The organism is uncultured Microbacterium sp. (assembly GCF_963521645.1).
In the GTDB taxonomy this organism is placed as follows: domain Bacteria; phylum Actinomycetota; class Actinomycetes; order Actinomycetales; family Microbacteriaceae; genus Microbacterium.
In genome coordinates this window covers 1-11,299 of sequence record NZ_CAUQVQ010000083.1, presented here as the reverse complement: position 1 = coordinate 11,299, position 11,299 = coordinate 1, and the positions used below count along the sequence as shown (strand labels likewise).

Here is an 11,299-nt window from a genome sequence, read left to right as displayed (position 1 = left end):
CGCCGGAATCAAGAGTGAACAGCGACACCAGGCGCCAACTCGACGCAGACACGCAGACATGCAGACACGCAGACACGCAGACGACGCAGACACGCAGGACCGCAGGGTCATGGGGGCCGCGAGACGCCCGGGCCCCGCGGGCCGGGCACTCAGCTCGCGGCGAGGCGCTTCTTCTCGGCGTCGACGTCGAAGTCGGCGGTCGGCCACTGCGGATCGATCCCCTGCAGCGCTGCGAGCAGAAGCTCCTGCACGGCGAGGCGCGCGTACCACTTGTGATTCGCGGGGACGACGTGCCACGGCGCCGCGGGCGTGGAGGTGCGGTCGAACACCGTCTGATACGCCGCCATGTAGTCGTCCCAGAGCAGGCGCTCGTCGACGTCGCCGGGGTTGTACTTCCAGTGCTTGTCCGGTCGCTCCAGGCGTTCCATCAGTCGCGACTTCTGCTCCTCGGGCGAGATGTGCAGCATGACCTTGAGGATGCGGATGCCTGATGCCGCGGCATCCGCCTCGAAGTCGTTGATCGCGCCGTACCGACGCTCGATCTCGGCTGCGGGCGCGAGTTCGCGCACCCGACCGATCAGGACGTCCTCGTAGTGCGATCGATCGAAGACGCCGATGAAGCCGGGTTCGGGCAGCCGCTTCGCGACCCGCCAGAGGAAATCATGCTCGAGCTCCTCCTGCGTGGGTGCCTTGAACGCCGTGAGGGCGACCCCCTGAGGATCGACGCCACCGACGACGTGGCGCACGATGCCGCCCTTGCCTGCCGAGTCCATGGCCTGCAGCACGAGCAGCACGGCGTCCTTCGCGACGCCCACCCGGCTCTCGGCGAACAGTCGCTCCTGCAGCACGCTGAGCTCCTCGATGCCCTTCTTCAGATCGTGCACGCCGTCGGCTTTTCGGCCGCGGTACCCCGGAGTGCTGTCGGGGTCGACGTCGTCGAGCCGGAATCCGTCGTCGATCTGCAGGACCTCGGCCCACGCGTGCGCGTTCATCCGTTCATCCTGCCGGTGCGCGCGAGGTACCACAACGCCCTCCGCAGATCGGAGGTCAGCGGAGGAGCGGAACCTCGATCAGCTGACGTCCGCCCGCCGGGGTGGTGAGCGCCTGGTCGAGGGCGGTGCGGGTCGTGATCCGCTGGAACTCCCACCCGTACGCGAGGGCGAGCTGTTCGAGGCGCACACTGTGCGGAGTGTAGAAGGCGCGATCGAGGTCGGCGCGGTCGGCCGTGGCACCCACTTCGAGTCCGTCGAAGATCGTGCCGCCGCCGTCGTTGCCGACGATCACCTGGATGCGCGGCTCATGCTCGTCGGGCGGCAGCAGCAGTGCTCCCACGTCGTGCAGGAAGGCGAGGTCGCCCAGCAGCACCCGTGTCACTCCGGGCGCTCCCCCGGCCTGACTCGCCAGCGCGATGCCCGTGGCGGTGGCGATCGTGCCGTCGATACCGGCGAGACCCCGGTTGGCATGCACCGGCACCTTCTTGCCGCCGAGCACGGCATCCGCGACCCGCACGAGGCGCGACGAGCCGAACACGAGGCGGTCGTGGGGCCAGGTCGCACGCCAGACGGCATCGACCAGCAGCTCCCGGTCGAGCGGTCGCCGCACGGCCTCGAGCTCGGCCTTCACGGCATCGCGACGCGCGGTGAAGTCGGTCGAGGAGAGTTCGTCCGGATCCGGAGCCTGCTCGCTGAGATCGACGACGTGCGCCGCGGATGCCGTGAGCCATGCACCGAGCCACTCTCGATCGGCGGCGCCCGGGGCAACGGAGACGGATGCCGCAGACATGGTGCGTCCGTTGAGGTTCAGGGCCTCCCCTCCGCGGCGGACGGCGATCACGTCGACATCGGCGCGGGACAGCAGACGAGCGACCTCACGGCTGAGGGTCGGGTGGCCGAGCACCACGGCGCGCTCGATGCGTCCGCCGAGATCGGGGTCGTCGAGGAGGGCGCGGTAGCCGTGCACGAGCTGGCGCCCGAACCGCGATCCGCTGACGATCTCGGCGATCAGCGGCCATGAGCCCGCATGAGCGATCTCTTCGGCATCGGCCCCGGCGTCGGCTCCCGCGATCACGACCGTACGACGCGCGCGATCGAGCATGAACGGCTCGGCCACGGCCGGGGGCGCCGCATCGCCGGGTGTGATCTCGAGCTCGGGGACGTCGCCGGAGAGCGGCTCGCGAGACGGCAGGTTCAGGTGCACGGGGCCTGCGACGCCGGGGAGGCCGTGCTGCGCATCCGCCCCCATGGCGATCGCGACGCCACGGGCGGCGAGGCCCGACCAGTCGCCGTCGCCGGGCACGGGGGCGTCGATCTGCTCGCGCGCCCACGGAGCGAACATCCCGGGCTGTGTGGTCGCCTGATTCGCCCCGATCCCGCGGAGTTCGGGTGGGCGGTCAGCCGTGAGCAGCAGCAGCGGGACGCCCGAGTGGAAGGCCTCCATGGCGGCCGGCAGCAGGTTGGCGGCCGCGGTCCCCGAGGTGCAGAGCACGGCTGCGGGAACGCCTGTCTCACGAGAGAGCCCGAGCGCGGTGAACCCCGCGACGCGCTCGTCGATGCGCACATGCACGCGCAGGTGCCCCCGGCCGGCGGCGCGCACGGCGGCGAGCGCGAGGGCTTGAGAACGGGATCCGGGCGAGAGCACCAGATCGCGCACGCCGTGGCCGATCAGGTCTGCGATCAGGGATGCCGCGGCATCCATCGCGGGAGACGACGTCACGGACGCGGGTCCGGCGCCGTGCCGTCCGAGGCGGTGCCCTCGTCGGTCTCGTCCTCGAGGCGGGCGAGTTCCTCTTCGAGACGGCGGATGCGGGCATCCTGCTCGCTCTTGCTGATGGTGCGCAGGAACCGCGGATCGTCGTCGGGGCCGACGATGCGGATCGCGCCGCCGTTGTCTCCGGCCCGGCGGCGTCCGATGACGAACCAGAGGATTCCGCCGATGACGGGGATGAGCACGACGATCGCGACCCAGGCGGCCTTGCGCACTCCGCGGTGACGCGTCGACGGCTGCACGGCGCAGTCGACGATGCTGTACACCCAGAAGATGGCTGCCAGGAAGCCGCCTACGATCAACAGTCTCGCCACCCTTCCAGTGTAGGCGGGTCTGCGCACGGCGGCTCGGCCGCCTCGGGGCGGGACGGGTGGGGTCAGTCGTCGGGGAGGCGGAGGATGCGGTCGTCGCCGGGTGCGGGGCTGCCGCGACCGTCCGTGTTGTTGGTGAGCAGCAGGGGTGCGCCGTCGGGACCCACGACGACGTCGCGCAGGCGACCGAGTTCGCCCGCGAACCGCTCGGTGTGGGAGGTCAGGTCGTCGAGCGGCACGCTGCGCAGACGCTCGCCGCGCAGGTTGGCGATGAGGATCTCGGATGCCGTGATCGCGATCCCGCTCGGACTCGCGTCGTCGGGACGCCACTGCTGCACGGGGTCGACATACCGCTCGTCGTCGGCGATGCCCTCGACATCGGGCCAGCCGTAGTTGCCGCCCGCCTCGATCACGTTGAGCTCGTCCCAGGTGTCCTGGCCGAACTCGCTCGCATACAGCTGCCCGCCGGCATCCCACGCGATGCCCTGCGGATTGCGGTGCCCGTAGCTGTAGACGGGCGAGCCGTCGAAGGGGTTGTCCGCGGGCACCTCCCCGTCGGGGGTCAGCCGCAGGATCTTCCCCGACAGCGCGTCGAGATCCTGAGCACTGTTCCGGTCGCCGGCGTCTCCGGTCGTGACGTAGAGCATGCCGTCGGGGCCGACAGCGATGCGCCCGCCGTTGTGGGTGCCGGCCGCGGGGATGCCGTCGAGCACGACGGTCGGCCGACCGAGCGTCAGTCCTCCGGCCTCGCCGAGGAGCGCTCGTCTCTCGATGCGGTTCCCCTCGTCGGCGGTGAAGTACGTGTACAGCTCGCCCGCGTGCACCGCGAGTCCGAGCAGGCCGCCCTCGCCGCCGGGCGTGACGGCGTCGATGACTCCGACCTCGCGCGTCTCGCCGTCGTCGGAGATCTCGAGCACCCGAGCGCTGTCGCGCTCGCTCACCAGCATGACGCCGTCGTGGAAGGCGATCGACCACGGAGCGGCGAGATCCTCGACGACGGTGTCCGGCGCGGGCTCCGACACGACACCCGGAGCTGCCGTGCACGACGCCAGCAGGAGCGCGATCGACGCGGCGGCTGCCGTCAGTGCCGATGAGGCGCGAAGCCGGGGCCTGTGGCGGCCGGTCGGAGTGCGGAGGATCGGAGGTGCGGACATGACTCCATCCAACTCGTTCCTGAGGCCACGCAGTGCGAGCGTCCTGCTGGGCAGCTCGGTCATGCTGCTGATCGTCGTGAACGCGTGCGTGGTGGGGCTGCTGGTCGGCTCGGCGATCATCGCGGGCGGAGGCGACTTCGGCTGGGCGATCGCGCTCGGCGTCGTCGCCGGGCTGCTGCTCTCGGCGGGGTTCGTCACATTCGGCGGCGTCAGCTATCGACGGGCGTGGAGCCTGCACGAACCTCGCCGGCACACGCCGGGCGGCAGCCGCCGATCGCTACGCTGAGCGCATGACCGAGGCGCGAACCCCCACATCGCACTCCGTGCTCGCCGTGCTGCGGCGGATGCCGGCGACTCTCACGATGGTGTCGGCGATCCTCGTCGTGGGTGTCGTGTGGCAGGGGCTGTGGAGCCCCTTCGAGAAGACCGCCCTGTTCGAGACGGTCGCGTACGGGCTCCCCAATCTCGCTCAGGGCAAGTGGTGGACGCCTCTCACCGGCACCTTCTTCGTGAACGCCCCCTGGGTGTATCTCTTCACGATCTCCGGGTTCTGGGGCATGGCCTACCTCGAGTACCGTCGCGGCTCCCGCGTGGCGCTCGCCTATTACTGGGTGGGGCAGCTCTTCGCGATCCTCGCCACCGCCCTCGTGCTCTTCTTCGCCTCCCAGCTGCCCTGGGCGTGGGCGCAGGAGCAGGCCCAGGCCCTCGACGTCGGAGCATCGGGCGGAACCATGGCGTGCATCGCCGCGGCGATCGGACTCTTCCGTCCCCCGTGGCGCGTGCGCGGCTGGCTCGTGCTGCTCGCGTTCGTGTTCATCGCGATGCTCTTCTGGGGCGCCGTGGCCGATCTCGAGCACCTGCTGGCCGTGCTGCTGATCCTCGTCGTCGATCGGAGCCTGCGCGTGCAGCGCACGACGGTGCGCGAGCAGCGGCTCATCGCGGTGATCGCCCTGCTCGTGCTGGGCGCGGTCGAGATCATCACCACGTTCGTCGCCACGGACGGGCCTTTCGGTCCGACCGAGCCGGCATCCGGCGGTTTCATCGACCTGGCGATCGACGTCGTCGTCATCGTCGTGCTGGTCAACGGCCTGCTGCGCGGCCGGCGCTGGGCGTGGGTGCTCGTGACGCTGCTCGGCCTCTTCAACATCTTGATCGCGGCGCTCGTCCTCACCCTCATCACGGTGTTCTCTCAAGCGCAGGTCGACCTCCGGTGGGACGGCGAGACCGAGCTGGCGCTCGCCAACGGGTTCCTCTGGCTGATCCTGCTCGTCTACCTGGTCGCCGTGCGTCGGGCGTTCCGAGCCAGGAGGCGGTCGCCCCTCGGCATCCAGCCCGCCCCGACCGTCGACGACGTGAAGACCGCGCTGCGCACGCACGGCGGCGGCACCCTGTCGTGGATGACGACCTGGGAGGGCAACAGCTACGCACGCAGCGACGCGGGCATCGTCGCGTACCAGCGGCGGGCCGGCGTCGCCCTCGCCCTCGCCGACCCGATCGGGCCGGCGGCGTCTCGTGCGCAGGCCGTCACGGAGTTCCTCCGCTCCGCCGAGAACGCGGGCCTCGTGCCGTGCTTCTTCAGCGCCGACGGTGCGACCCGCGACGCCGTGCCCACCGGATGGCGCAGCCTGGTCGTCGCCGACGACACCATCGTCGACCTGCCGGGGCTGGAGTTCACGGGCAAGAGATGGAACTCGGTGCGCAGCTCGCTCAACAGGGCGGGTCGCGAGGAGATGACCTTCCGGATGACACGACTGGCTGACGAATCCTGGGGCGTGCGACAGCAGCTGCGGGCGATCTCGGAGGCCTGGGTCGGCGACAAGGACCTCCCCGAGATGCGGTTCACGCTCGGCACACTCGACGAGGCGGAGGACCCCGAGGTGCGGCTCGCGCTGGCGCTCGCCCCGAACGGCGATGTCGACGGATTCCTGTCATGGCTGCCGGTCTACGGCGAGGGCGGCGTCGTGCGGGGCTGGACCCTCGACCTCATGAGACGACGCGAGGGCGGATTCGCGCCGGTCATGGAATACCTGATCGGCTCGTCGGCGAAGCAGTTCTCGGATGAGGGCGCGCAGATCGTGTCGCTGTCGGGTGCACCGCTCGCGCACGACTACCCGCCGGATGCCGGCATGATCGCCACGCTGAGCGACCGCCTCGCCGAGGCTCTCGAGCCCGTCTACGGGTTCGGGTCGCTGCACCGCTTCAAGCAGAAGTTCCACCCGCGCTACGAGACCATGTACCTGCTCTTCCGGGACGAGGGCGATCTCGCGGCGATCGGCACGGCCCTCACTCGCGCCTTCCTGCCGGATGCGACCCTGCGGCAGTTCGCCGGCGCGGGACTCGAGCTCGTGCGCGGCGGGGCCGACTGAGCCACGTCAGCCGTCGCGCGGGGGCCTGCGCATCCTCTTGACGTCGGTGCGCTGCTTCTTCGCCTTCAGGCGGCGCTCCTTCGAGCCGCGACTGGGCTTCGTGGGGCGTCGTGACGGAGCCGGCGGTCGGATGCCGTCGGCGACGAGAGACGCGAGGCGCTCGCGAGCCGCCTCCCGATTGCGCAGCTGCGCGCGGTGCTCCGACGCCGCGATCGTGATGACGCCGTTCACGAGTCGCCCGGCCAGTCGCTCGAGCAGGCGTTCGCGCTGCACCGGCGAGAGCGCGGCGCTCCCTGCCGCATCCCACAGCAGCTCCACACGAGAGTCCGCCGTGTTGACGCCCTGCCCGCCCGGCCCCGACGATCGCGAGAAGCGCCAGGACAGCTCGGACTCGGGGATCGTGAGTCCCGAGGTGATCCGGAGTCCCGGGCGGGGCGGTGGGGCCATGGCATCCATCATCCCGCGTGATCGGGACGCCCGCACCCGTAGCGCTGCCCGCGGTGAAGGTCAACCCGTTCGCCCGCATCCCGGGTGCGATCTACGGTCGGGGCACCTACCACTACGAGGAGCGGATGATCATGACGGAATTCGGCACTCAGGCGCGGCGCGCGATCGTGACGGGAGCGGACTCGGGGATCGGGCGGGCGGCGGCCGTCGCCCTGGCCGCGGCGGGGATGGACGTCGGCATCACATGGCATTCCGACCGCGAAGGCGCCGAGCGCACGGCGGACGAGGTCCGCACCCACGGCGCGCGTGCCGTCGTCACGCAGCTCGACGTCTCGGACATCCCCGGCTGCGGCGATGTGCTGGACGGTCTGATCCACGAGCTCGGCGGCGTCGACGTCTTCGTCAACAATGCCGGCACCGGGGCTCAGAAGCCCTTCCTCGAGCTCTCGCTCGACGACTGGAACCGTGTCATGGACACCGATCTCACCGGCGCGTTCGTGTGCCTGCAGCGGGCGGCGCGCGCGATGGCGGCCGCGGGCAGGGGTGGACGACTGATCGCCGTCACGAGCGTGCACGAACACCAGCCGATGGTCGGCGCCAGCGTCTACGACGCCGCCAAGCACGGTCTCGGCGGCCTGATGAAGAACCTGGCGCTCGAACTCGGCGCACTCGGCATCACCGCCGTGAGCGTGGCACCCGGAGAGATCGCCACCGAGATGACGGGCAACGACGACGTCGACCCGCACACGGTGGACCGGCCGGGCATCCCCCTCGGACGGCCCGGCGATGCGCGCGAGGTCGCGGCTCTGATCGCCTTCCTCGCCTCACCCGAGGCCGGGTACATCACCGGGGCATCGATCGTGGTCGACGGCGGGATGCTGCAGATGGGACCGCAGGCGGGCGCAGCGATCACAGCGCACGACTGGCGGTCGCTCTAGGCCGCGGCCCCAGCGCGGAACGGACGTCGCTGCGCGTCCACGACCGATGCCAGGATGGTCGCATGGCATTCGGGATGGTCCGTGACGTGCTGCGCCCCACGGACTCTCCGCGCGCGGATCGCGTGACGTACATCGAGCTGTTCTTCGACCTGGTGTTCGTCCTCGCGCTCACCCAGCTCTCCGCCTACCTCTACGACAACCAGACTCCTCTGGGCGCGTTCGAGGGCGTCATCATGGTGTGCGCCCTGTGGTGGGCGTGGGTGTCGACCACGTGGGTGACCAACTGGCTCGATCCGGTGACGCTCCCCGTACGCGGGGCCGTGATGGCGCTGGCGTTCGTGGCGCTCGTGATGAGCGTCTCGATCGCCGAGGCATTCGGCGAGCGCGCATGGGCCTTCGCGATCGCCTACGTCGTGCTGCAGGTCGGACGCACGGTCTTCATCGTGTGGGCGACGGCCCGCCACGACCGGCAGGTGGCTCGCGACTTCACGCTCATCCTGTGGTGGACGGTGGCGGGTGGCGTGCTGTGGGTCGTCGGCGCACTGCTGCCCCTCGCCTGGCAGCTGCCGCTGTGGGCCGCGGCGCTGGCGCTCGAACTGCTGGGGACGGTGCTCGGCTTCGCGGTGCCCGGACGCGGGAGGGTGCAGCTGAGGGCGTGGGACCTCTCGGGTCCGCACATCGCCGAACGCACGTCCCTCTTCGTGCTCATCGCGCTCGGCGAGGGCCTGCTGGTCACCGGCTTCGCCTTCGTCGACAAGGAATCGTCCGTGACGTCGATCGTCGCCCTGGTGACGGCGTTCGTCGCCGCCGGCGCGACCTGGTGGATCTACTTCGATCACGGCGAGCGCATCGGCGCCGAGGCGATCGAGAGCTCGGACGAGCCTGCCCGGCTCGCTCGCACGGTCTACACCTGGGTGCATCTGCTGATCATCGCCGGCATCGTGCTGATGAGCGTGGGAGACAAGGAGATGCTCGCTCTCCCCGACCAGCGGAGCCTCGCTGCGACGCTCGTGGCGGTGGGCGCCCCCTTCCTCTTCCTCACAGGCACCGTGCTGTTCCGCCGCGTGCTCGAACGGCGCTGGGCGCGATCGCAACTCGTCGGCCTGGCCGCGCTCGCGCTGCTCGCCGGTGTCGGACTCGCCGGCTTCGTCCTCGACGCGCTCACGCTGTCGATCACCGCCGCGGTCGTCCTCGTCGGCGTCGCAGCGGGTGAGACCGTCGAGCGCCTGCGTCGCGGTCGCCGTGCGGGGGGCTGAGCGCGCGCACCTCGATCGCCGCATCCCCGGCCCGCTCGTGGAGCAGGGCGTCGAGGACGGGAGTCGCCTGCGCGGAGTGGACGCGACGGCGGGAGTCGAACCCGCAACGCCGTCAGATATGAGCTGAGGCCCGGGACCGCCCGGATCGCCGCGATGGGGATGACGTTACCGGGCGGAGACCGGGAAGGCCAGGAACGTTGCGGGGATTGACAGAGTGAGTCCTCGCGTGTCTGCGACACGTCTCACGATGACATCCGGGCTCCTCCCGCGGCGCGGTGTACCGTCTCGATCATGGCTCCCGGAGACGCTGCCGTGACGACCGGACAGAAGACCCACCGCTACCTGCGCCTGTCGCTCGTGTTGATCGTGTTCACGCTGCTCGTCAGCGTGGCGCTGCAGAGCGTGGTCGTGACCTGGGAGCCGCTGATCGTCGGATGGCACCCGCTCTCCTCGATCAGCCACGCGTTCTACACGCCGGGGCGCGACGTCTTCGTGGGGGCGCTGCTCGCGGCATCCGTCGTTCTCCTCGCCCTCTCCGGACGCAGCCGTGCCACGACCTTGCTCGACGTGTGCGCGGTGCTCGCTCCCCTCATCGCGATCGTGCCGACGGGCCTCGCCGACAGCCGTGCGGTCGGGCACCTCACGTGCCCGGTCATGGTGGACTGCATCCCCTCGGAGGACATCGGCAGCGCCAAGGCCGGCATCGCGGTGTACGCCGTGGTCGTGGTGGCCGCGGTCGTCACGATGGCGGTGATCCGGCGGCGCACCGGCACACCGAATCGGTCCGCCCGGTTGGTATCGATCATCGCCCTCCTCACCGCGGCAGCCGTCGTCGCCCTCGCGTTCTGGCCCGGCCTCGACGAGGACTTCCCGTTCAACCTCTGGCCCGTCGCCAGCATCCACTTCGCCGTGACCCTGTTGTTCTTCGCCGTGTTCGCCTCGGTCCCGATCCTGTACGCGGGCGGCCCCCTCGACCCCGACGAGACTGCGCCCACGCCTCGACAGCGCTCGATCTATCGCTGGATCTCGGGGCTGCTGATCGCCGACCTGGTGCTGCTCGTCGCGGCGGTGCTCTTCCGTCAGACGTTCGGCGAGACCCCGGTCGTGCTCATCGGCGAGACCGTGGCCCTGATCCTGTTCGCGACGTTCTGGGGCGTGCAGACGTTCCAGCGGTGGGACGATCCGAACCCGCCGTCGATCATCGCGCGCGGGTGAGTGGTCACCGCCGGATGGAGTCGTGGAACGGATTCGGCTCGAGCGTGAAGTCGGTGGCTGCATCCGCCCAGGTGCCGCCGCCCGCGGAGCGGCGACGCCGGAGCGCGCCGACGAGAGTGGTCGCGGGCACCCCGAGAGCGAGCGCCGCGGCTCCGCGGATCGAGCGGTCGTGCGCACCGAGCACGCTGGCCCGGTGCCAGGCTTCGTGCATCGCGCCCCCGCGGGCTGCGGGCACCCTCCTCGCAGGCAGCGCGCCCGCTCGACGGAGTGCGACGAGATGCTCGACGTGCTCCCACCACGTCGACTCGACGGCGGGATGGAAATAGTTGTCGCGCAGCCAGTCGGGGTGCGGATGACGGAAGCGCCCGGCCACGACCTCGCTGCGTCCGCCCAGCAGACCGCTGCCGACGAACACGGTGTTGAGCAGACTCTTGCTCACCCCGAAGGAGTCGAGCGCGATCACCGGCACGCCGAGAGCCACGGCCTCGACCGCGGCTGTCGAGCTGACGGTGACCAGACCCGCCGCCGTCGACAGCGCCGACGCCATCGAACCGTAGGACACGACGAGATTTGCGGGCCGCCGCGCAGGCAGCAGGTCGAGATACGCATCGCGCTCGAGGTGGGTCTCGGACTCCCCCGGCCGCGAGCGCAGCTTGATCACGACGCGGCGTTCCGGATCGGCCTCAGCGGCGCGCACGAGCATCGCCGCGATCTCGGCGCGATCCTCGCGTGCGGTGGGCACGAGCGCCTGTGCGGCGAAGACGATGTCGGTCGCGGGCATCCGCACCGGGCTCGGGGCGACGGGCCGATCCGCGACGAGCGTCGCCGCGGGGCGGCCGGCGTCGACGG

11 protein-coding genes and 1 pseudogene are annotated in these 11,299 nt (G+C 70.7%); 5 read left to right on the top strand and 7 right to left on the bottom strand.

The window, feature by feature from the left end:
• Nucleotides 1-149 precede the first annotated feature (149 nt).
• The 4 genes from RWO82_RS13255 to RWO82_RS13240 all read right to left on the bottom strand — a co-directional run bounded on the left by RWO82_RS13255 (nt 150) and on the right by RWO82_RS13240 (nt 4,228).
• Nucleotides 150-992, bottom strand: a complete 843-nt coding sequence (locus tag RWO82_RS13255) for a polyphosphate kinase 2 family protein (protein WP_314427880.1) — start codon at nt 990-992, stop codon at nt 150-152.
• Between the two features lie 55 nt (nt 993-1,047).
• Nucleotides 1,048-2,694: a 2-succinyl-5-enolpyruvyl-6-hydroxy-3-cyclohexene-1-carboxylic-acid synthase gene (menD, locus tag RWO82_RS13250; protein ID WP_399540850.1), complete on the bottom strand. Its 1,647-nt coding sequence runs from the start codon at nt 2,692-2,694 to the stop codon at nt 1,048-1,050.
• A 14-nt stretch (nt 2,695-2,708) separates the two neighbouring features.
• Nucleotides 2,709-3,077 carry a PLDc N-terminal domain-containing protein gene (locus RWO82_RS13245; protein ID WP_314427874.1) on the bottom strand — a complete coding sequence of 123 codons (369 nt, stop codon included), beginning with the start codon at nt 3,075-3,077 and terminating at the stop codon, nt 2,709-2,711.
• A 62-nt stretch (nt 3,078-3,139) separates the two neighbouring features.
• Nucleotides 3,140-4,228: a PQQ-dependent sugar dehydrogenase gene (locus tag RWO82_RS13240; RefSeq protein ID WP_314427872.1), complete on the bottom strand. Its 1,089-nt coding sequence runs from the start codon at nt 4,226-4,228 to the stop codon at nt 3,140-3,142.
• Between RWO82_RS13240 and RWO82_RS13235 the strand changes: the two genes are divergently transcribed.
• Entirely contained in the window at nt 4,227-4,514 is a 288-nt protein-coding gene (locus RWO82_RS13235; RefSeq protein WP_314427869.1) for a hypothetical protein, read from the top strand. The two genes, RWO82_RS13240 and RWO82_RS13235, sit on opposite strands and share 2 nt — an antisense overlap.
• A 4-nt stretch (nt 4,515-4,518) precedes the next feature.
• Complete coding sequence (locus RWO82_RS13230) at nt 4,519-6,594, top strand: DUF2156 domain-containing protein (protein WP_314427867.1); 2,076 nt, start codon at nt 4,519-4,521, stop codon at nt 6,592-6,594.
• 6 nt (nt 6,595-6,600) lie between these two features.
• Here RWO82_RS13230 and arfB read toward each other — a convergent pair whose 3' ends face one another.
• Complete coding sequence (gene arfB, locus RWO82_RS13225) at nt 6,601-7,041, bottom strand: alternative ribosome rescue aminoacyl-tRNA hydrolase ArfB (RefSeq protein WP_314427864.1); 441 nt, start codon at nt 7,039-7,041, stop codon at nt 6,601-6,603.
• Between the two features lie 131 nt (nt 7,042-7,172).
• On the opposite strand from arfB, the gene RWO82_RS13220 reads away from it, so the two are divergent.
• Both RWO82_RS13220 and RWO82_RS13215 read left to right on the top strand, forming a co-directional pair.
• Complete coding sequence (locus RWO82_RS13220) at nt 7,173-7,979, top strand: SDR family oxidoreductase (RefSeq protein WP_314427882.1); 807 nt, start codon at nt 7,173-7,175, stop codon at nt 7,977-7,979.
• Between the two features lie 62 nt (nt 7,980-8,041).
• The gene (locus RWO82_RS13215; RefSeq protein ID WP_314427861.1) at nt 8,042-9,235 is read left to right on the top strand and encodes a low temperature requirement protein A; all 1,194 of its coding nucleotides are present in this window, start codon (nt 8,042-8,044) and stop codon (nt 9,233-9,235) included.
• A gap of 77 nt (nt 9,236-9,312) precedes the next feature.
• Here the strand turns inward: RWO82_RS13215 and RWO82_RS13210 are convergent.
• A pseudogene (locus tag RWO82_RS13210) lies at nt 9,313-9,388 on the bottom strand.
• A gap of 138 nt (nt 9,389-9,526) precedes the next feature.
• Between RWO82_RS13210 and RWO82_RS13205 the strand changes: the two are divergent.
• On the top strand, nt 9,527-10,450 hold the full coding sequence (locus RWO82_RS13205; RefSeq protein ID WP_314427859.1) for a hypothetical protein: 924 nt from the start codon (nt 9,527-9,529) through the stop codon (nt 10,448-10,450).
• A gap of 4 nt (nt 10,451-10,454) precedes the next feature.
• On the opposite strand, the gene RWO82_RS13200 is transcribed toward RWO82_RS13205, so the two are convergent.
• A partial coding sequence (locus tag RWO82_RS13200; RefSeq protein ID WP_314427857.1) for a DUF6716 putative glycosyltransferase occupies nt 10,455-11,299 on the bottom strand: 845 nt, incomplete at its 5' end.

Bases quoted from the DNA above. Each gene is read 5' to 3' on its own strand.
- RWO82_RS13220 (WP_314427882.1), top strand. From the start codon at position 7,173: ATGACGGAATTCGGCACTCAGGCGCGGCGCGCGATCGTGACGGGAGCG.
- RWO82_RS13230 (WP_314427867.1), top strand. From the start codon at position 4,519: ATGACCGAGGCGCGAACCCCCACATCGCACTCCGTGCTCGCCGTGCTG.
- RWO82_RS13235 (WP_314427869.1), top strand. From the start codon at position 4,227: ATGACTCCATCCAACTCGTTCCTGAGGCCACGCAGTGCGAGCGTCCTG.
- RWO82_RS13215 (WP_314427861.1), top strand. From the start codon at position 8,042: ATGGCATTCGGGATGGTCCGTGACGTGCTGCGCCCCACGGACTCTCCG.
- RWO82_RS13205 (WP_314427859.1), top strand. From the start codon at position 9,527: ATGGCTCCCGGAGACGCTGCCGTGACGACCGGACAGAAGACCCACCGC.
- arfB (WP_314427864.1), bottom strand. From the start codon at position 7,041: ATGGCCCCACCGCCCCGCCCGGGACTCCGGATCACCTCGGGACTCACG.
- RWO82_RS13255 (WP_314427880.1), bottom strand. From the start codon at position 992: ATGAACGCGCACGCGTGGGCCGAGGTCCTGCAGATCGACGACGGATTC.
- RWO82_RS13240 (WP_314427872.1), bottom strand. From the start codon at position 4,228: ATGTCCGCACCTCCGATCCTCCGCACTCCGACCGGCCGCCACAGGCCC.
- menD (WP_399540850.1), bottom strand. From the start codon at position 2,694: ATGGATGCCGCGGCATCCCTGATCGCAGACCTGATCGGCCACGGCGTG.